The sequence below is a fragment of the Ruegeria sp. CDSB113 genome, from assembly GCF_059611045.1.
In genome coordinates this window covers 94,234-113,407 of record NZ_JBXWOU010000003.1, presented here as the reverse complement: position 1 = coordinate 113,407, position 19,174 = coordinate 94,234, and the positions used below count along the sequence as shown (strand labels likewise).

Sequence of the window (19,174 nt, the reverse complement as noted above, 5' to 3'; positions counted from 1 at the left end):
ACTTTGCATTGACATATGACGCATTTAAGGTTATCTGTCAACATTGACAATAATGAAAACTTAGCAGCCATTTGTGAGATCATTCATGCAACAGCCGAACCAAATGCCAGAGGTCGCCACCCAGGAATTGCCACCCGAAGCCTATACATCAGAAGAATGGCTGGCACAGGAAAACAAAAAGTTGTTTTCGCGCAGCTGGGTGTTCGCTGGCGTCGAGTCAAAGGTTGCTAATGCGGGCGATTACATGACGGCCAAGGCAGGGCACTTTACCCTGGTCGTAGTCCGCGGAAACGACGGCGAACTGCGTGCATTCCACAACATTTGCCGCCATCGCGGAACCGAACTGCTGGACCACGGCTGCGGAAATGCGGGCAAGACGATCGTGTGCCCCTATCACTCGTGGACTTTTGGCCTGGATGGCGCGCTGCGTGGTATCCCTGACCAGCAAGCCTGTTTCCCGGACATCAACAAAAAAGAAAACGGCCTGCACAGGGCTTCGGTTGCGGTGTTCAAGGGCATTGTCTTTGTCAATCCCGAATCCGATCAGGACTTGTCAGAATGGCTCAGCGGATTGGAAGATGTCGTCTGGCCGCACGACATCACCAGCCCTGAGCTGATATCTTACGGTGAACCTGTAACCTATGAAATGCAGTGCAACTGGAAAGTGTTCTTCGAGAACGCGATCGACGGATACCATCTGGCCTATCTGCACAAGAACACACTGGGCGGCCCAACTCAGGACAAGAACATCTGGGACCCTTATGGCGACAATCAGGTTTGGTACTCGACTGAGAACGAAACCGTGCGTTCGCGTGTTCCGAATTTCGTGTCAACGCGCATGGACAAATGGAACGCGAAGAAAATCCCGCATGCCGAGAAAGAAGGCTATGGCGGCGTCTACATGTTGTTCCCGACAACCCTGATCGTGGCAAGCCCGTGGTCCTTCTCGATATCCGTGATGGAGCCTGTAAGCGCCGGTGTGACACGGTTGCATGCTTATGTCTGGGCCGCAAAATCATGGATGTCGAGCCGCGGTTCCGTCAAGGATATTCCCGGCTATGACAAAGTATCCGGCATGATCAAAAGCTCGCACTGGAAAGTGCATCCGCTGGAAACGCAGGACTTCCAGACTGAAGATGTGTATGTCGTCGAGAAAATGCAGCGTGCGATGATGTCGCCCAAATACGTGGTTGGCAAAATGGCCGCTGGTCCGGGGGCTGAATCTCCGCTGACCTACTTTCAGAGATCGGTTCTGCGCCACATGGAGGCGTAGATACACAAGGCAAGCGACGGAGATTTTTCTAAGTCGCTTGCCCAACCAGATGGCCTGCTTCATTTGAGGTGGGCCATTGAAACGACGAGGCTTGACCGCATTTCAACGATCAAGCCTCACACTGTTTTTCGACCTTTCATTTCCTGACCAAGAGCATTCGGTCAGGAAGGGCGCTCAGGCCGCGCCGCTTTGATCGTCGCGACTGCAAATCTCGATGATTTCGCGTTTTTGAATTTTACCTGTCGGGCCTTTGGGCAATGCATCCCAAATCTCGATATCTTTCGGGATCTTGAAGTTGGCAATCTTACCCCGGCAGTACTCACGCAGTTCCGCGCCGCTGACAGCGGTGTCAGAGTTCAGAGTGACAACGGCATGAATCCGATCCCCCCATTTCGGATCGGGCAGACCAAACACACTGACTTCGTCGATTGCATCATGCTCAGCCAGACAGTTTTCGACCTCAACCGGGAACACGTTATATCCGCCGGACTTGATGCGGAACTTTGCCCGGTCCTTGAGATGTACGTAACCCTCGGCATCGATCACAGCAATATCCCCGGTATGCAGCCAACCATCACGGACGGTTTCCGAATACTCCACCGCTTGGTTCCAATAGCCCGGAATCACATAGGGCGAGTGTATCAGCAGCTCGCCCGCCTCACCGTTTGGAACGTCATTGCCCCGCTCATCCACCACACGCACGTCCACGTAATAAAGTGCTCGACCCGCGCTTTCCAGACAGTTGTGCCCGTCTTTCAAAGCGCGTTCATGATCCGTTGCGGTCAGCATCATGCCCATGCCCATCAGCTCGGTCGTGCCAAACATCTGCAAGAACTTGCACCCGAAAGCCTTGAGAGCATCGCGCACTGTCGCGGGTGGAATTGGCGCAGACCCATACCCCAATTGCCGGATCGACGAGCAATTGTATTGCGTAATCAGGCCGGAAGACAGCAGGTCGTTCAGCATTGTCGGCACCAGAACGCAGATCGTCGCCTGCTCACGGTCAATAAGCTTAAGCGCCGTTTCAGCATTCCACTCGCCGACAATAGCGCATTTGGTGCCGTGGAACATGTTACGCAACAGGTGAATGATCGGAACGCCCGATGCCGGCATCGCGTGCAACCAGACATCGTCCGGACCCGCTCCTTCCGTCAGAGCGATTACACCCATCGACTCGATCATCAACGCGTGAGGATAGATCGCACCTTTCGGCAAACCGGTTGAACCGGTTGTGTAGCAGATCATCAATTGCTCATGCGATGTATGGGTGAAGGCCCCGCGATCAGATGCTGCTGCGATAAAGGTTTCATAATCCTGCTCCAGCGCATGCTGGGCACCGACACCCACCAGCACCGGTTGACGCTTGCTGAAGGTCAACGCCTCTTGGGCAATTGCAACTTTCGTGTCCTGCACGATCAGAACATCCAAGCCCGCGTCGTCAATCAGCGCGCCGATTTCGCGCGGGGCGAGGCGATAGTTCAGACCCACGCGAATTGCACCCGCCTTGGCGCAAGCGCCGATGGTTTCTGCGACCTCGATGCAGTCGGGTAGGATCACGCCGACCCTGTCACCCTTGCGGACATCCAGCGACCGCAACGCATGCGCCAGCGCATCCGTTCGCTGACCCAACTCGCGCCAACTGCGACGGCGGTCCAGTTCCACATAAGCATCTTGATCCCCAAAGCGGTCTGCGTTTCGGTCGATCAGCTGTCCAAGCGTCGGCATTGGTGTCTCCTCCCGGGCATCATCACGGCAAATTTTTAGTTACGTGATGGTCGTTTTTAGTGGCGGTTTTTGGTGGTGTAAGGCGTGCGGATTCAGGTGAAAATTCACTTTAACCCTACATCAGCCTTCCAGCGGTGTGAGTTTGTGAAATCCCTTGCGCCCATAAATAAGCGCCGATTTTTCCGGGTTCAGGTGAACTTCTTTCACCATACCGAAGAACACCGCATGTGTCTTCGTGTTGGCCCAGTTGTCGACCACGCATTCAAAGGACACGACGGACTCTTTCAAAACAGGCAGACCCAGATCTCCTTTGATCCATGTCCCGGCTGCTTGGAACTGTTGTTCCTTGTCCATTTTCGACGAAAAGGCACCGACAACCTCGGTCATGTCATCAGGTATGAGGTTTACGGCAAACTTTCGGCTGTCCATCACGACCCCATATGTTCGCGCTGTTCGGTTGATGCATACCAGCAAAGCTGGCGGATCGGCAGTTAACGAACATACCGCCGTCGCGGCCATCCCGGCGCGCGAATCTTCGAATTCTGATGTGATTATGGTCGTTGAGGCCGCCAGCAACTGCATGCCGGTCTTGAACCTGTCTTCTGTGGTCAGGGTCATACTGCGCTCTTGCTAATTAGTGAACGATCACTTACCTTCCATAACGCCGGACAAATGTCAACGCAGACTTCGCAGCCCGGCGGGAAAGAAACGAAACCCGACCCTTGTGACCAAGGGACCAGAACGGGCACACAGACCAACAGGACGACGGTTGCACACCGAAAAACCAACCGCAGGAGACGCGTATTGAACCAGCATAGCCCCAACCCCGCCGAGAGCCTCGCGACGCTTTTGGAGACCCAAAAAGCCCACCAGGCAGAGCATGGCGCGCCAAACGCGGCTGAACGCAAGGATCGCATCGCGCGGCTAATCGACCTGGTATTGGATAATCGCGATGCCCTGATTGACGCAATCTCGGCTGATTTTGGCAACCGGTCACAACACGAGACGATCGCGGCCGACATCGCTGGCACGGTGAAACAGTTAAAATTCGCGCGGGACAACCTTGATCGCTGGATGCGCCCTGAGAAGGCAAAAGTCGAGTTTCCCCTGGGATTGCTGGGCGCGCGCGGTCGCATCCATTATCAACCCCTGGGTGTCATTGGGATTGTTAGCCCCTGGAACTTTCCGATCTATCTGGCTATTGGCCCAATGGCCGAAGCCTTTGCGGCAGGCAACTCGGTCATGCTGAAGCCGTCAGAGTTCACATCCCGCACATCCGACCTTTTGAAATCGCTGATAGAAGCAAACTTCGCCCCTCACGAAGCCGTGGTTGTAACCGGTGGCGTCGACGTCGCACAGGCGTTCACCGCCCTGCCTTTTGACCACCTGCTGTTTACCGGTGCCAGCACCATTGGCCCGCACGTCCTTCGTGCAGCAGCTGAACATATGGTGCCCACAACACTGGAACTTGGCGGCAAGAACCCAGCCATCATCGCCCCCAGCGCAGATATGAACCTTGCGGTCGCCCGGATCGCCGCGGGCAAAGGATTCAATGCGGGTCAGGTTTGCCTGGCACCGGACTATGTCTTGGTCCCACGCGCAAAGATGGAAGAATTCGCCACCCAGCTTGCGGCAAAACTTGCCGAGGCCTTCCCGACCCTGTCCGGCAACCCGGATGTCACCCATATCGTGACCGACCGCCAATTCGACCGGCTCAAGGGCCTTGTGGAGCAGGCACGCTCGGCAGGGGCGCGAGTCGTTCAGGTCAATCCCGCCAACGAAGATCTCTCAGCAACAAATGAGAAAATTCTGCCTCCGACATTGATCGTCGACGCCGATCCGGCGCTGGACGTCATGCAGGATGAAATCTTTGGGCCGATCCTGCCCATCCTGCCTTACGACTCGTTGGATCAGGCCATTAGCTTTGCCAACACCCGTCCGCGCCCTCTGGCGGCTTACGTATTTGCCAAGGACGCGGGCGAGCAGGAGCAGGTGATGGAAAGCACCATTTCCGGCGGAGCGTGCATCAACGAGACCATCATGCATTCGACCCAGAACACCCTACCCTTTGGCGGCGTCGGAAATAGTGGCATGGGCGCTTATCACGGCCTGCACGGCTTCAAACGATTCAGCCACGCAAAGGCTATTTTCAAGCAGATCAACATGGACGGCGTCTTCAAGGCTCTTCGCCCGCCCTATGGCGAGAAGTTCTTTAAGACAATGGCACCGTTCCTGAAAAAATAATCTGGTGCACCAACAAAAGAAGGGAACTCCGCATATACGGGGCTCCCTTCAATCTTTTTGCGGCATAGCTGACAACACGGCTAGCTATAGCGAAATGCCTGCAGCGATGCCTCAGACCTCCAGCCATTCCTTCCGGATTTCGTCATTTTCGCGCAATGCCTGCGGGGTGCCTTCGTAAACCATGTGCCCGTGACCCATGACGTAAACCCGGTTGGTCACACGCAAAGCGATGGTCAGCTTTTGCTCGACCAACAGGATCGAGACGCCACGTTCGGCAATTTGCAGCAGCATATCCCCCACTTGCTCAACAATCTTCGGGGCCAGACCTTCGGTCGGCTCGTCGATCATGATGAAATCGGGGTTGCCCATCAAGGCGCGGCAGATCGTCAGCATTTGCTTTTCGCCGCCCGACATAACCGAGGCCTCCACATCCGCACGATTGCGCAGGTTGGGAAACATCTCGAACATATCCTCGATACACCAGCGGCCATCGCCGTCCTTTTGGCCAGGTTTCAGCCCCAATATCAGGTTTTGGCGCGTTGTGAGACCGGGAAAGATATCCCGGTTTTCAGGCACGTAGCCAATCCCGGCCTTGGCAATCTCAAAGCTCTTGCGGCCAGCGATCTCCTGGCCGCGGAACTTGATCGACCCATGTGGCGCGACCTCGCCCATGATCGCCTTGCAGGTGGTTGATCGCCCAACCCCGTTGCGCCCCAGCAGCGAGACGATTTCGCCCTCGCCCACTTCAAGGTTCACCCCCTGAAGAATGTGACTTTTTCCGTAATATGCGTGCAAGTCTGTGACCTGAAGCATTACACCGCCTCCTCTTCCAAACTTGCGCCCAGATAGGCTTCTTTCACTTTCGCCGATGCGCGCACTACGTCCGGCGTGTCGGATTCGATCACTTCGCCATATACAAGGACCGAGATCTTGTCCGCCAAATCGAAAATCACGCCCATGTCGTGCTCGACAATCAATAGCGTCTTATCCTCGGTCACGTTACGAATCAGGTCGACGATCAGGTCGGTTTCCGAATGGCTCATCCCGGCGCAGGGTTCGTCCAGCAGAATGATATCGGCCCCACCTGCGATCGTGATCCCGATCTCAAGCGCGCGCTGCTCGGCGTAAGCCAGCGTGCCCGCCAGTTCATTCCGGCGCGAGGTCAGATTGATCTGCGCCAGAATTTCTTCGGCCTTTTCAGTCACGTCCTGCTGCCGACCAATCATGTGCCAAAACGAATAGCGATACCCCATTGTCCACAACAACCCGCAACGAATGTTTTCAAACACGGTCATGTTGGGAAATATGTTGGTGATCTGGAAAGATCGGCTGAGGCCACGGCGGTTGATCTCGAAGGGCTTCAATCCGGTAACATCTTCGCCGTGCAGAAACACCCCGCCCGAGGTCGGCGCGAACCGCCCGGTGATCAGGTTGAACAGGGTCGATTTCCCGGCCCCGTTTGGCCCAATGACCGCGTGGCGTTCACCCCTGGCGATCTGCAGGTTCACACCCTGAATGATCTTGGCCAGACCAAAGCTTTTCTCGAGGTTTCTTAGCTCGATAGCAGGAGCGCTCATGCCCGATCCTCCGCATGGTTGGCATTGTCCCAGGCTTCACGGATTTCTGGCAAAACGCGGGACACAAGGAATAGAGAGATCGCGGCGATGATTGTTGCAAACGCGACGGCCTGATAGCCACCACTGTCAAAGGCAATGCCATAGAGGTGCATCTCGTGATCGCCACCGTATCCGTGGCGCTTGTGGAAGAGAATTTCCAAAATGGCGGCCAGGGACAAGACACTTGTGATCGCGGGGATTGCCACTTTGAGATACGGCTTGATCAGCAATTTAAGTTTACCCAGGGCAAGTGGACGTCGATGCATCGCGATCAACCCGGCAAATCCCGACGGGAAGAACATCACACAGGCCACGAACAATATGCCCAGATACAGCGCCCACAATTCGGTATGCAGGCCAAGAACCGTTTGAAGCAGGGTGAACACGACCGCCCCGATGATCGGTCCGACAAAGAAGCCTGCACCACCAATGAAGGTGATCAGCAGGATTGAGCCTGACGTTGCAAGGTTCAAGTTTTCCTCAGTCAGAATTTCAAAGTTGATCGCGAACAATGACCCGGCGACGCCGGCAAAGAAGCCCGAGGCGCAGAAGGAAATCCAGCGAACGTTGCGCTGGGAATACCCCAGAAACTCGGCGCGTTCTTCGTTGTCGCGTACCGCGTTGGCGATCCTCCCGATCGGCGTACGCGAGAACAGATACATCAGCAGTGCTGCCACCAAAAGCCACACGACCGTAAGGTAATAGACCTCTTGCTGTGTAAGGAATTCATATCCGAACACTGGCGGTCCCATGGTCCGGTCGCCCGAGATGCCTTCTTCGCCGCCAAAGAACACGACGATGATGACGGAACAGGCGGCAATCAGCTCTCCAACACCAAGCGAGATCATAGCGAATACAGTGCCTGCCCGACGGGTCGAAAAACTACCGATCAGGAAGGCGAAGACCATGCCGAACAAGCCTCCGACAATCGGCAGAAACGGCAATGGCAACCATAGCCCGTCCTCAACCATGTTCATCACGTGCATGGCGAAGAACCCACCAAGACCCATATAGACCGCATGACCAAAGGACAGCATACCGCCCTGCCCCAGCAACATGTTGTAACTCAGCGCGAAGACGATGGTGATTGCCATCTGGTTCATGATCGTCAGCGCCGAACTGGATTGGAACACAAATGGCAGGCACAACAGGAACAAAGCGGCAAAAGCCCAGGGCATCACGTTTGATAGCGATATCAGCCGCGTAGTGCCCGCAGTTAAAGGCGTCTTACTAGCGATACTCATGATTCACGGTTCCCCATAAGACCTTGCGGGCGCAGAACAAGAACGATGATCATCAACAGGTAAGGCAAGATCGGGCCAAGCTGAGGCAGCGTCAGTGTCCAAAGGTCCTGCAGCGGATGATCCCAGATCATCTCTGGCTTGGTAAAGCCGATCGCGGTCAGCACCTGTTCAGCCGTTACGTCATAGGCGGTGGCAAAGGTCTGAAGCCAGCCGATAATCAGGGATGCAACCAAGGCGCCCCAAAGGGAACCCAGACCACCGATCACAATGGTCACAAAAACGATCGAACCCAGCTGCAAGGCCATACCAGGGAAAACGCCCAGAACCGGACCAGCGATGACGCCGGCCAGCCCGGCCATCGCGGTTCCTACGCCAAACACGCACATAAAGACCAACGGTACGTTATGACCCAGGTTCTGCACGGTTTCGGGATAGCTGAGCGCGGCCTGAATGGTCATGCCAATACGGGTTTTGGTCAGAATGTATAGCAGTGTCAGGAAGATCCCCATTGCAACGGCGATCATGAAAACCTTGTAGGCAGGGAAAGCATTTCCGGCGATGGCGAAAGCTGCAAAATCCAGCGCGGCAGGTTCCGAGAAGGGAAGCTGGCTTTTGCCCCAGAAGAACTGAATCGTTTCTTCAATCAGCAGCGCAAGCCCAAAGGTAAAGATCAGTTCCGGCACATGCCCGTATTTGTGAACTCGCCTTAACCCGTATCGCTCGATCAGAGCTCCGATCAAACCGACAATCAATGGCGCGACAAGCAAGCCGACCCAGAACCCGGTGACGAGGCTGATCTGATAGGCGAAATAAGCACCCAGCATGTAAAAACTGGCATGAGCAAAGTTCAGAACGCCCATCATGGAAAAGATCAGTGTCAGACCGCTGCATAGCATGAACAGCAACAAACCAGTCACAAATCCATCCAACACGTTCACGAGGAACAGCGCCATTACGTGTCTCCCTGCATTTTATTGAGTGGTAGCCTGGCGGCCCGCCCGGATTTCGGACGGACCACCAGAGTGGTTAGAGGGTTATGGGCGCTTCATCTCGCATGTGGTGGCCGAGTCATTGGACGCCAGTTCGACAACCGTTTCTGCAACCATACCACGGCCAGAATTGTCATAGTCGAATGCAGCCTCGGGTGTCTGCCCTTGCACCGTCACTGTTTGGATCGTCTGGTGATCGCTTTCGCGCATCAATGTCTTGCCTGTGACAATGCTGTCGTACTCCATGCCTTCCAGCGCGTAGGCGATCGCCTTGATATCCGTGGCATTGCCAACTTCGTTGATCGCGGCTGCAAGCATCGGTGCAACATTCGCCATCTGAGGCTGACCGAAGTCCAGATCCGGGAAGCTTACATAGAAAGCTTCGATGAACTCTTGCGCTTCGGGTGTCGGGGCGGGGTTTACCTGACCTGCGCCAACCAGCTTGACGATACCGTCGCCTTCTTCACCAAAGGCCGCGGTGATGCCCGAGGTCGCGCCATAGTAGGTGTAGATCGGCTTGTCGAAACCGGCACCCATGACCGCCTTGCCCAGACCGACCATATCGCCGCCCCAGTTACCGGTGATCACGGCATCTGCGCCCGAACCAACAATCTTGCGCGCGTAAGGCGTGAAGTCTTTGACTTTGCCGATCGGATGCAACTCGTTCCCGACAATCTCAATATCGGGGCGCTTTTCCTGAAGGAACCGCTGCGCTGCCGCAGCAACAGCCTTACCGAACGAATAGTCCTGACCGATCACATAGACTTTTTTGATATCCGGATTGGCCGCAATATCATCGGTCAGCGCGTCCATTTTGATGTCAGCATTTGCATCAAAGCGGAAATGCCAGAACTGGCACTTGTCATTGGTCAACGCCGGGTCAACGGCCGAGTGGTTGAGGAAGATAACCGGATCATCAGGATTGCGACGATTGTGCTTGGCAACGGCTTCGGTCAGCGCGTTCGCCACACCGGATGATGCGCCCTGAGCGATGATGCGAATGCCCTGATCCATGGCAACCTGCAACTGGATGAGCGATTCCTTTGCGCTGATCTTATTGTCGAAAGGCACCATCTCGAATTCGGCATTCCCATCCAACAGCGCGCCAGGTTCGTTCACCAGCTCTTTGACGCTGTGGCGATAGATCGCCAGGCCTTGTGTGCCCGTCGTCGCAAATGGCCCGGATAGCGGATCAATGAAAGCGATTCGTACTTTTTCCTGTGCCGCAGCGACCCCTGCAACAAGACCAGCAACAAGTGCGGTCGCCATCATCAAATTGAACTTGTTCATTTCTTCCTCCCTATTGACACCAGGCGGTAGGTTTCAGCCCGTTGTAAGATCCACACATGGGTGAGTGATCGATCACTATATTCATGGTTGTTTGTTAGTGTGTCAACGAATTACTGACGGAATTTGGAACTTCTGGACGTTCGGGAAACAAATTCGGCAATGCGTCGTCACATCGCCCAATTTTATCGCGACTAGAGTGGCTGCTCCTCAATTAGCTTTGAAAATAAGAGGAAAGATCAATCAACTGAATATCCGTGACCCAATCCTCCGCCGGCGCTCCAGATAAACAAGAACCAGCCCAAACAAATCGTTGACATTTTTTTTGTTCGCGTAATATCATTTGTGTACTAACGAGAAATTTCTCATCAGGATATACACTTTGCGGTATCTCTCTCCCAACACGCTCGATGATGCATTTGATTTGCTGACCAGCAATGATCTGACGGTTGTCGCTGGCGGCACTGACTTTTTCCCATCCCGACAGCGTCATGAGCTGCACACCGACATATTGGACGTCACCCGCATCAATGGTCTTTCGGGCATCAATCTTGTGGATGGCCGTTGGAAAATCGGGGCCGCAACAAGCTGGACAGACATTGCCCGGGCCGATCTGCCCGTCGCATTTAGCGGTCTGCAAATGGCTGCGCGGGAAGTCGGTAGCCTGCAGATCCAAAACAGCGGCACGATTGCCGGGAACCTGTGCAATGCCTCGCCTGCCGCTGACGGCGTGCCGCCGCTGCTGACGCTGGAGGCCAGCGTTGAGCTTGGCTCGGCCCGAGGCTTTCGCGAGGTTCCGCTGTCAGAGTTCATCACTGGCGTGCGCAAAACGGCGCTGTCCGACGATGAGATTGTGACCGCGATCTACCTGCCCGATCCGCCCAAAGGGACTGTTGGACATTTCGAAAAACTCGGCGCGCGGCGATACCTTGTGATCTCGATCACGATGACTTCTGTCATCATCGGCCTGGATGAAAACCGCCAGATCAACTATGCGCGCGTCGCTGTGGGGGCCGCATCCGCCGTGGCACAAAGGCTGGAAAAGCTCGAAGCCGATTTGATCGGACAATCCCTTGAAACGGTTGAAGTTTCATCCGAGCATTTAGCACCGCTCAGCCCCATTGATGACGTCCGTGGGGACGCCGCCTTCCGACTGGACGCGGTGGCAGAGCAATGTGTCCGGGCAATCGCAGAGGCGGGACAACACCATGGATAAACGCGCTGATGAATTCACGACCGAATTCACTCTGAATGGCCACCCCGTCAGTGCGGTTCCGCGCGTGGGTGAGCGCCTGTCGGAAATGCTGCGCGAGCGGTTGGCAGCACGCGACGTCAAGATCGGATGCAATGCCGGCGACTGCGGTGCTTGCACCGTTCTGGTCGATGGTGATCCGGTTTGCGCCTGTCTGGTTCCGGCGCAACAGGCTGCTGGGCGGTCCGTGGAAACGGTGTCCGGGCTGACGCAGGATGACCAGATTGCCAAACGTCTGGCAGACAGCTTTCAGAACCACGGTGCGGCGCAGTGCGGAATTTGCACACCCGGCATGATGACCGCCGCCGTCGCTTTGCTGCGCGAGACACCTGAGCCAAACAATGAGCAGGTCCAGGATGCCCTAGGCGGCGTTTTGTGCCGCTGCACCGGGTATCGCAAGATTATCGACGCGGTTGTTGCCGCTGGTGCGCCTGCTTTGCCCGAAGCAACACTGGGACACGCGGGCGACGCCATCTGGCGCGTGGATGGACACAACAAGGTCACAGGCGCAGAGCTGTTTGGCGATGATGTTGCCCCGGCAGGTACGTTGGAAATCCATGTCATCCGCTCCCCTTACCACCGTGCCGGATTTACACTTGGCGATATTGACGCCTGGGCCAATAAGACCCCTGGGATCGAAGCAGTCCTGACCGCGGCCGACATTTCCGGGCGCAACAACTTTGGCGTTATTCCCGACTTTGCCGACCAACCGGTCTTTGCGGAAACCGAGGCTCGGTTCCGTGGCGAGGCTGTCGCCGCCATCATTGGCCTGCCCGAGGTTCTGGCAACCTTCGACCCAGCAGATTTTCCGGTAACGTGGGAAGAAAGACCCGCCGCGCTGGACTCACTGGACGCCATGACGCCCCAAGCCGCGCAGCTGCACCCAGATCGTGACGGCAATGTTATGTGTGCCGGTTTCGTGAAATGCGGAACCCCAGAAACCGCGTTGGCCAACGCAGATGTTGTGGTCGAAGGCCATTTCCGCTCGGGCTTTGTCGAACACGGGTATATCGAGCCTGAGGCTGGGTTCGCCGAGATCGTGAACGGGCGGGTCGAAATCCATGCCTGCACGCAAGCTCCGGTGATGGACCTGGACGCGTTGGAGATCATTCTGGGGATGCCGCGCGATCAGATCCGTATTGCCCCGACCGGGGTTGGCGGCGGGTTCGGCTCAAAACTCGATATTTCGGTTCAGCCTTACCTGGCACTTGCCGCGCTCAAAACCGGTAAGCCGGTGCGTCTGACCTATTCCCGGACCGAGTCCATGCAGTCCACCACCAAACGCCACCCTTCCGACCTGCGGGTCAAGATCGGGGCAACCAAAGACGGTCGTATCAGTGGGATGACTTTTGACGGGCTGTTCAACACAGGCGCCTATGCCAGCTGGGGTCCGACCGTAGCCAACCGGGTGCCCGTGCATGCCTCAGGCCCCTACAAAATCACAGACTACCGCGCCGAAGCCAAAGGCATCCATACGCATTGCCCGCCATCGGGCGCATTCCGCGGCTTTGGCGTTCCGCAATCGGCCATCGCGCAGGAATGCCTGTTCGACGAGTTGGCGGACAAGCTGGGCATCGACGCTCTTGATTTCCGCATCAACAATGCGCTGGAAAACGGTGTACCCACCGTTTGCGGACAGATCTTCGATCAGGGCGTCGGCATTCGCGCCTGCCTCGAAGCGCTGCGTCCCGCGTGGGCCAAAGAAAATACAGCAGTTCAGGCATTCAACGCACAAAACAATACCTTGAAGCGCGGCGTTGGACTGGCGGCAGGCTGGTACGGGTGCGGCAACACTTCGTTGCCCAACCCGTCGACGATCAAATCGGGCATCCGGTCAGATGGCAGTTTGGTCCTGCACCAAGGGGCGATGGATATCGGCCAAGGGGCAAACACCGTGATCACGCAGATCTTTGCTACGGCGCTTGGAGTTCCGGTTGCGCAGATCGAAATCATCGGGGCCGATACGGATGTCACGCCGGATGCCGGCAAAACCTCGGCCTCGCGTCAGACCTATGTCTCTGGCAGCGCTTCTCGTCTGTCGGGTGAAGCGATGCGGGCGCAAATTCTGTCCCGCGTGAACGCCGGGCCTGACGCCGTGATCACCCTGAGCGCAGGTGTGATTGTGGTGGACGACAACGGGCAACAACACTTAATCGACCTGACCGTGCTGGAGCCTGACGCCGAAGGTTACGTCCTGCACGCCGAAGAAACCTATGACCCGCCCACAAAACCCTTGGACGAAAACGGTCAGGGGATACCTTATGCTCAGTTTGGTTATGCTGCGCATCTGGCGGTTGTCGAGGTAGACACAAAGCTCGGCACGGTGAAACCGATCAAATTCGTGGCCGCCCATGACGTCGGCAAAGCGATTAACCCAATGCTGGTCGAGGGTCAGGTACAGGGCGGTATTGCGCAGGGTCTGGGCATGGCGCTGATGGAAGAGTACCTGCCCGGACGCACCGAAAACCTGCATGACTATCTGGTCCCAACCATTGGTGACATCCCTCCGATTGAAACCCTGATCATCGAGGAAGAGGATGCCCACGGTCCCTATGGCGCCAAAGGGCTGGGAGAGCACGTGCTGATCCCGACGGCCCCGGCCCTATTCAACGCAATCAAACGCGCCTGCGGCGTTCGGCTGACTCAAGGTCCCGCCACACCAGCAAAAATGCGCGCAGCAATCAAGGAATTGACAGATGGCAACTGAGCGCACAACACCGGAAAAAATCCGCTGCGACGCCTGCCCGGTGATGTGCTATATCGCAGACGGTAAAATCGGGGCCTGCGACCGCTATGCCAACCATGGTGGCGATCTGGTCCGTCTGGATGCGCTGACCATCATCGAAAGCACAGAAGACGCACGTCTGGTCCCGTTCCTGAAGGATGGCAAGGACCCTGAAGATTGGGACGGCGATATAGTGCAGGGCAAGCGGCCCTTTGTGACCGCCGTTGGCGCGGGCACGACCTATCCCGACTACAAACCAGCGCCCTTCATCGTCAGTCAAGATGTGGCGGGCGTGGACATGGTCACCGTCGTGACCGAGGGGATATTCTCGTATTGCGGTGTCAAAGTGAAGATCGACACCGACCGTCACATCGGCCACGAACGCGATGTCGTCCGCGTAAATGGTGAGCCGGTCGGTCACGTCATGACCTCGGAATACGGATCCAAGATGTTGTCGCTGGGCGGTGTGGAACACCTGACCGGCGGCACCAAAAAAGAGGGCCGGATCACCTGCGATGCCCTGCTTCGGCTGTGCAATCGTGAAGCCGTCGAGATGGTGATCGGCGATGAAGGTCATGAGACTACAGTGGTTGTTCAGGCCGGCAAAGCGCCCATCATCAACGGGGTCGAGGAAAAACTGATGCGGGTGGGCTGCGGCTCGGCCACAATCGGAATGTTCGCCAAGCAATGGATTGAACACGTGGATGACGTGGTAGTGGTCGACGACCACATTACCGGCGTTCTGTCCGAGCATCAGGCCGGTAAATTGCTGGATGTCGAACCAACGGGCATCAAGATCAATGGTCGTCGTTCCACCCCGGGTCGATATTTTCAGGTTGCAGAGCCCGGCACCGGCTGGGGCGGTACGGATATCGAGGATCCACTGAAAATTCTGGGCGATTTCAATCCTAAATTCGCGCGTAAGGGTATGAGCCTGTTGATGGTATCTACCACGGGTGAGCAATATGGCTATTTTGAACTGGATGCCGAGCTGAAACCTCAGCCTGTCGAGATTCCCCCAGCGCTGAGGGCGTCTGCCGAGTTGATTGCCGAAAACTGCGAACCTTCGGTTTGCTCGGTCCTGTTCATGGGCGGCGCAGGCGGCAGCCTGCGGGCGGGCGTCACAGAAAACCCGGTTCGCCTCACGAAATCGGTCAAGGACTCGCTGACCTTTGTATCTTGCGGTGGGGCCGAGGCTTATGTCTGGCCCGGCGGCGGCATCACCGTGATGGTGGACATTCTGGACATGCCCACGGGATCGTTCGGATACGTTCCGACCCCGGCGCTGGTCGCCCCCATTGAGTTCACAATGCGTGTCAGCGACTATGGCACGCTGGGCGGGCACATGGATGAGATTAAGCCAGTTGCAGATGTCATCTCGGACGAAACCCGCAAGGTAGATCAGTTCGAAAACCAACCCGACCCCATGTCTTCCAAAAATTACCGCTGGGCGAAAGGAGCATAAGGTCAGATGCACCCCGTCTCTGCCATATTGCCATGTGGTCGCAGATTGCATCTGCAACACGGCCCAATCGACCTGATCGTCGAGGTAGATGGGGCGCGAGGTATTGCATTTGAGGCGGCCCAGTTACGGTTTCAATCCTTGCTGCAGGGCTTGGTGGATGAACTGGCTTTGTTGAAAACGCCCATGACCGCTGAATGCGCCCGCCCTCAAGGACGGGTAGCGCGCCGTATGGATGAGGCTGCGCGCCCTCATTCCAAGGTGTTTGTTACACGCATGGCCGCCGTTGCCGGAGCTGTCGCGGACGAAGTACTGGCAGCTATGCTTCAGGCCACACCTCTGGATCGCGCGTCTGTCAACAATGGCGGAGATATCGCTGTCCATCTGGGCACGGGTCAGGACTATCGCATCGCAATGAGCGGGCTTAACGGGTGCGATCTGGGCCGCATTGCTATCCGTGCAAGCGACAAGATTGGTGGCATTGCCACGTCGGGTCGCGGCGGACGCAGCTTGAGCCTTGGCATCGCCGACAGCGTTACAGTGCTGGCCAGCAACGCAGCGATGGCCGATGTGGCAGCGACGCTGATCGCCAATGCGGTTGATCTGCCCGGGCATCCGGCCATCCGGCGCCTTCCGGCCAATCAACTGCGCGATGACAGCGATTTGGGCGACCTGCCCGTTCCGGTTTCTGTCGGCCAACTATCTGCCCAAGATATTCAAGATGCCCTTTCAGACGGCCTGAACACTGCCGAGACCATGCTTGGACGCGGTTTGATCTCTGCCGCCCATCTGTCTCTTGGCTCCCACTCCCGCCAGACGGGCGCGTCTCGACTGGTGATCTCAACCACTCAAAAGGTTCCACAATATGCCTGACGTTCAACTGCGAAAGAAGCTGTTTTCGCTTGAAGAAATCTATCACGAAGGCGGACCGCTGTCCGACACCCCGCTTATGCGGGTGGCTGCCATGGCCGTGATCGCCAACCCATTCGCAGGCCGCTACGAACCCGAAATTCAGGGTTTTATGGAAGACCTCAAACCTTTGGGTTTGGAAATGGCGCAAACCCTGATCGACATGTTGGGCGGTCCGGAAAACGTCCAAGGGTACGGCAAAGGGTCCTTGGTTGGCGAAGGAGGCGAGCTGGAACACGGCGCGCTGTGGCACGCGCCGGGTGGCTATGCAATGCGCCAGTTGCTGGGCACCGCCAATGCGATTGTGCCCTCATCCAAAAAAGTCGGTGGCGTGGGTGCGCGGCTGGATGTGCCGATCACGCATATCAACGCCTCATATGTGCGCAGCCATTTCGACAGCATGGAGGTGGGTTGCAATGACGCCCCGCGCGCAGGCGAGCTGGCTTTCTCGCTGGTCATGACAACCGGGCCGCGGGTGCATTCGCGCTCGGGCGGGCTTGAGGCATGGGACATCAAAGGAGAGGACGGCCTAAGATGACAAAGATCCGCAAAATCGCAATCAACGTTGAAGAAACCCATATCGAGGCAGGGCGCCCGATCTCGCCCGCCACGCGCAAGGCGGTGGCGGTGGCCGTGATCGAAAACCCCTTTGCCGGGCAATATGTCGAGGATCTGACACCTCTGATGGAAACTGGGGCTGAGTTGGGCGCTTTGCTGGGCCGCCGCTGCGTCGAGGCCCTTAACATCACGCCGGAACAGGCTGAAAGCTATGGTAAATCGGCGATGGTCGGTGAGAATGGCGAGCTGGAACATGCCGCTGCCATCCTGCACCCCAAACTGGGCGCACCACTGCGCAAAGAGGTCGAAAAAGGTGCTGCCTTGGTGCCCTCGTCAAAGAAGATGGGCAGCCCTGGGCAGGTACTGGACGTACCGCTTGGTCACAAGGACGCGGCCTATGTGCGCAGCCATTTTGACGGCATCGAAGTGCAGTTGAACGACGCACCCCGCGCGAATGAGATCATGGTGGCAGTTGCGGTCACCGACAGCGGACGACCGCTGCCGCGTGTAGGCGGGCTGACGAATGAGGAGGCAGAAGGCAAAGACGGGCTGCGCTGAATGTAGCAGCTGCGCTCTTTAGGGCTGACAACACATTAAGAAGCCGGGATAACTGGCCGTGAACAATGATCATTGGGAGGAATTTGAAATGAATCTGATCAGACGCACGGTACTGGGCGCGCTTGCGGCGCTGCCCTTCACCGGTTTGACGGCTGGGGTCAGTCTGGCCCAGGACACAATCGTTTTGGGTGAAGTAAACAGCTATACCCGTCTGCCCGCCTTTACCGAGCCCTACAAGAAAGGTTGGCAACTGGCGGTCGAACAGATCAACGCCGCAGGCGGGATCGACGGCAAACAACTGGAAGTGATCAGCCGGGATGATACCGGTGATCCAGCCACCGCAATCCGGATCGCCGAGGAACTGGTCTCAAAAGACGGTGCAGTTCTGATCTTTGGCACCTTCCTGTCCAATATCGGTCTGGCCGTTTCCGATTTTGCCAAGCAGAAAGAAGTCCTGTTCATCGCGTCCGAGCCCCTGTCCGACGCGATTGTCTGGTCCAAAGGCAACAAATACACCTATCGTCTGCGCCCCTCGACCCACATGCAGGCCGCCATGCTGGCCGAACAGGCCGCCAAGCTCGACGCCGTGAAATGGGCGACTGTCGCGCCGAACTACGCCTATGGGCAGGATGCGGTGAAGGCCTTCAAATCCGAACTGACCAAATTGCGCCCCGATGTGGAATTTGTCGAAGAACAATGGCCACCGCTGTTCAAGATCGACGCGGGTTCCACCGTTCGCGCGCTTGAGGCCTCGAAACCGGATGCGATTTACAACGTGACCTTCGGCGGCGATCTGGCCAAATTTGTTCGCGAAGGTTCGCTGCGGTTCCTGTTCGAGGATCGCGACGTGGCATCATTGCTGACCGGAGAACCGGAATACCTCGACCCGCTGGGGGCTGAGGCTCCTGAGGGTTGGATCGTCACCGGATACCCCTCGACTGACATCACAACGGACGAGCATAAGGCGTTTGCTGAAGCCTATATCGAAAAGTTCGGCGAAGCGCCCAAAACCGGATCTATCGTTGGATATAACTCGATCCTCGCCATCGCCGCAGCACTAGAAAAGGCCGATTCCACAGACACTGACGCCTTGCTAGCCGCGATGGAGGGGCTGACCGTCGACAGCAGCCCAACCGGCCCCTTCACCTTCCGCGCGGCTGACCATCAGTCCACGATGGGCGCCTATGTCGGCAAGACTGGGACGGTCGACGGCAAACCATCGATGGTCGACTGGTCCTATGCCGACGGGGCTGATTACTTGCCCAGCGAAGACGACGCAGCAGCCTTGCGTCCAGCGGAATAAGCCGACTTTGGCGGGGCAATAGCTGCCCC

16 protein-coding genes are annotated in these 19,174 nt (G+C 56.8%); 9 read left to right on the top strand and 7 right to left on the bottom strand.

Features of this window, described 5'->3' with window-relative positions:
• The first annotated feature begins 85 nt into the window (after positions 1–85).
• Entirely contained in the window at positions 86–1,273 is a 1,188-nt protein-coding gene (locus AC2FIS_RS07355) for an aromatic ring-hydroxylating oxygenase subunit alpha (RefSeq protein ID WP_496772628.1), read from the top strand.
• Between the two features lie 174 nt (positions 1,274–1,447).
• On the opposite strand, the gene AC2FIS_RS07350 is transcribed toward AC2FIS_RS07355, so the two are convergent.
• Both AC2FIS_RS07350 and AC2FIS_RS07345 read right to left on the bottom strand, forming a co-directional pair.
• On the bottom strand, positions 1,448–2,998 hold the full coding sequence (locus tag AC2FIS_RS07350; protein WP_496721473.1) for a class I adenylate-forming enzyme family protein: 1,551 nt from the start codon (positions 2,996–2,998) through the stop codon (positions 1,448–1,450).
• A 120-nt stretch (positions 2,999–3,118) separates the two neighbouring features.
• The gene (locus AC2FIS_RS07345; RefSeq protein WP_109311127.1) at positions 3,119–3,616 is read right to left on the bottom strand and encodes a flavin reductase family protein; all 498 of its coding nucleotides are present in this window, start codon (positions 3,614–3,616) and stop codon (positions 3,119–3,121) included.
• A 186-nt stretch (positions 3,617–3,802) separates the two neighbouring features.
• Here AC2FIS_RS07345 and AC2FIS_RS07340 point away from each other — a divergent pair, with 186 nt between their 5' ends.
• The gene (locus AC2FIS_RS07340) at positions 3,803–5,242 is read left to right on the top strand and encodes a coniferyl aldehyde dehydrogenase (RefSeq protein ID WP_496772627.1); all 1,440 of its coding nucleotides are present in this window, start codon (positions 3,803–3,805) and stop codon (positions 5,240–5,242) included.
• A gap of 111 nt (positions 5,243–5,353) precedes the next feature.
• Here the strand turns inward: AC2FIS_RS07340 and AC2FIS_RS07335 are convergent, their stop codons facing one another.
• The 5 genes from AC2FIS_RS07335 to AC2FIS_RS07315 form a co-directional block, all read right to left on the bottom strand.
• Positions 5,354–6,055 (bottom strand): ABC transporter ATP-binding protein, encoded by a 702-nt coding sequence (locus AC2FIS_RS07335; RefSeq protein ID WP_496772626.1) that lies wholly within the window; start codon positions 6,053–6,055, stop codon positions 5,354–5,356.
• Positions 6,055–6,819 (bottom strand): ABC transporter ATP-binding protein, encoded by a 765-nt coding sequence (locus AC2FIS_RS07330; RefSeq protein ID WP_496772624.1) that lies wholly within the window; start codon positions 6,817–6,819, stop codon positions 6,055–6,057. Before AC2FIS_RS07330 ends, AC2FIS_RS07335 begins: the two co-directional genes overlap by 1 nt.
• Positions 6,816–8,102 carry a branched-chain amino acid ABC transporter permease gene (locus tag AC2FIS_RS07325; protein WP_496772622.1) on the bottom strand — a complete coding sequence of 429 codons (1,287 nt, stop codon included), beginning with the start codon at positions 8,100–8,102 and terminating at the stop codon, positions 6,816–6,818. The genes AC2FIS_RS07330 and AC2FIS_RS07325 overlap by 4 nt, the downstream gene beginning before the upstream one ends.
• Complete coding sequence (locus AC2FIS_RS07320; RefSeq protein ID WP_109311132.1) at positions 8,099–9,055, bottom strand: branched-chain amino acid ABC transporter permease; 957 nt, start codon at positions 9,053–9,055, stop codon at positions 8,099–8,101. The genes AC2FIS_RS07325 and AC2FIS_RS07320 overlap by 4 nt, the downstream gene beginning before the upstream one ends.
• An 81-nt stretch (positions 9,056–9,136) precedes the next feature.
• A complete protein-coding gene (locus AC2FIS_RS07315; protein ID WP_496772621.1) occupies positions 9,137–10,381 on the bottom strand; it encodes a branched-chain amino acid ABC transporter substrate-binding protein in 1,245 nt (414 codons plus the stop codon).
• A 379-nt stretch (positions 10,382–10,760) separates the two neighbouring features.
• Between AC2FIS_RS07315 and AC2FIS_RS07310 the strand changes: the two genes are divergently transcribed.
• From AC2FIS_RS07310 to AC2FIS_RS07280, 7 genes are all read left to right on the top strand, one after another.
• Positions 10,761–11,594, top strand: a complete 834-nt coding sequence (locus AC2FIS_RS07310) for an FAD binding domain-containing protein (protein WP_496772620.1) — start codon at positions 10,761–10,763, stop codon at positions 11,592–11,594.
• Positions 11,587–14,337 carry a molybdopterin-dependent oxidoreductase gene (locus AC2FIS_RS07305; protein ID WP_496772618.1) on the top strand — a complete coding sequence of 917 codons (2,751 nt, stop codon included), beginning with the start codon at positions 11,587–11,589 and terminating at the stop codon, positions 14,335–14,337. The genes AC2FIS_RS07310 and AC2FIS_RS07305 overlap by 8 nt, the downstream gene beginning before the upstream one ends.
• Positions 14,327–15,820: a 6-hydroxynicotinate reductase gene (locus AC2FIS_RS07300; RefSeq protein ID WP_496772616.1), complete on the top strand. Its 1,494-nt coding sequence runs from the start codon at positions 14,327–14,329 to the stop codon at positions 15,818–15,820. The genes AC2FIS_RS07305 and AC2FIS_RS07300 overlap by 11 nt, the downstream gene beginning before the upstream one ends.
• Positions 15,821–15,826: 6 nt before the next feature.
• Positions 15,827–16,690, top strand: a complete 864-nt coding sequence (locus AC2FIS_RS07295) for a UPF0280 family protein (protein ID WP_496772615.1) — start codon at positions 15,827–15,829, stop codon at positions 16,688–16,690.
• On the top strand, positions 16,683–17,264 hold the full coding sequence (locus AC2FIS_RS07290; protein WP_496721463.1) for an amino acid synthesis family protein: 582 nt from the start codon (positions 16,683–16,685) through the stop codon (positions 17,262–17,264). Before AC2FIS_RS07295 ends, AC2FIS_RS07290 begins: the two co-directional genes overlap by 8 nt.
• Positions 17,261–17,842, top strand: a complete 582-nt coding sequence (locus AC2FIS_RS07285; protein WP_496772614.1) for an amino acid synthesis family protein — start codon at positions 17,261–17,263, stop codon at positions 17,840–17,842. Before AC2FIS_RS07290 ends, AC2FIS_RS07285 begins: the two co-directional genes overlap by 4 nt.
• Positions 17,843–17,930: 88 nt before the next feature.
• Positions 17,931–19,145: an ABC transporter substrate-binding protein gene (locus AC2FIS_RS07280; RefSeq protein ID WP_496772613.1), complete on the top strand. Its 1,215-nt coding sequence runs from the start codon at positions 17,931–17,933 to the stop codon at positions 19,143–19,145.
• Positions 19,146–19,174: the final 29 nt, after the last annotated feature.

Bases quoted from the DNA above. Each gene is read 5' to 3' on its own strand.
- AC2FIS_RS07295 (WP_496772615.1), top strand. From the start codon at position 15,827: ATGCACCCCGTCTCTGCCATATTGCCATGTGGTCGCAGATTGCATCTG.
- AC2FIS_RS07285 (WP_496772614.1), top strand. From the start codon at position 17,261: ATGACAAAGATCCGCAAAATCGCAATCAACGTTGAAGAAACCCATATC.
- AC2FIS_RS07350 (WP_496721473.1), bottom strand. From the start codon at position 2,998: ATGCCGACGCTTGGACAGCTGATCGACCGAAACGCAGACCGCTTTGGG.
- AC2FIS_RS07300 (WP_496772616.1), top strand. From the start codon at position 14,327: ATGGCAACTGAGCGCACAACACCGGAAAAAATCCGCTGCGACGCCTGC.
- AC2FIS_RS07330 (WP_496772624.1), bottom strand. From the start codon at position 6,819: ATGAGCGCTCCTGCTATCGAGCTAAGAAACCTCGAGAAAAGCTTTGGT.
- AC2FIS_RS07355 (WP_496772628.1), top strand. From the start codon at position 86: ATGCAACAGCCGAACCAAATGCCAGAGGTCGCCACCCAGGAATTGCCA.
- AC2FIS_RS07305 (WP_496772618.1), top strand. From the start codon at position 11,587: ATGGATAAACGCGCTGATGAATTCACGACCGAATTCACTCTGAATGGC.
- AC2FIS_RS07315 (WP_496772621.1), bottom strand. From the start codon at position 10,381: ATGAACAAGTTCAATTTGATGATGGCGACCGCACTTGTTGCTGGTCTT.
- AC2FIS_RS07325 (WP_496772622.1), bottom strand. From the start codon at position 8,102: ATGAGTATCGCTAGTAAGACGCCTTTAACTGCGGGCACTACGCGGCTG.
- AC2FIS_RS07335 (WP_496772626.1), bottom strand. From the start codon at position 6,055: ATGCTTCAGGTCACAGACTTGCACGCATATTACGGAAAAAGTCACATT.
- AC2FIS_RS07320 (WP_109311132.1), bottom strand. From the start codon at position 9,055: ATGGCGCTGTTCCTCGTGAACGTGTTGGATGGATTTGTGACTGGTTTG.
- AC2FIS_RS07345 (WP_109311127.1), bottom strand. From the start codon at position 3,616: ATGACCCTGACCACAGAAGACAGGTTCAAGACCGGCATGCAGTTGCTG.
- AC2FIS_RS07280 (WP_496772613.1), top strand. From the start codon at position 17,931: ATGAATCTGATCAGACGCACGGTACTGGGCGCGCTTGCGGCGCTGCCC.
- AC2FIS_RS07290 (WP_496721463.1), top strand. From the start codon at position 16,683: ATGCCTGACGTTCAACTGCGAAAGAAGCTGTTTTCGCTTGAAGAAATC.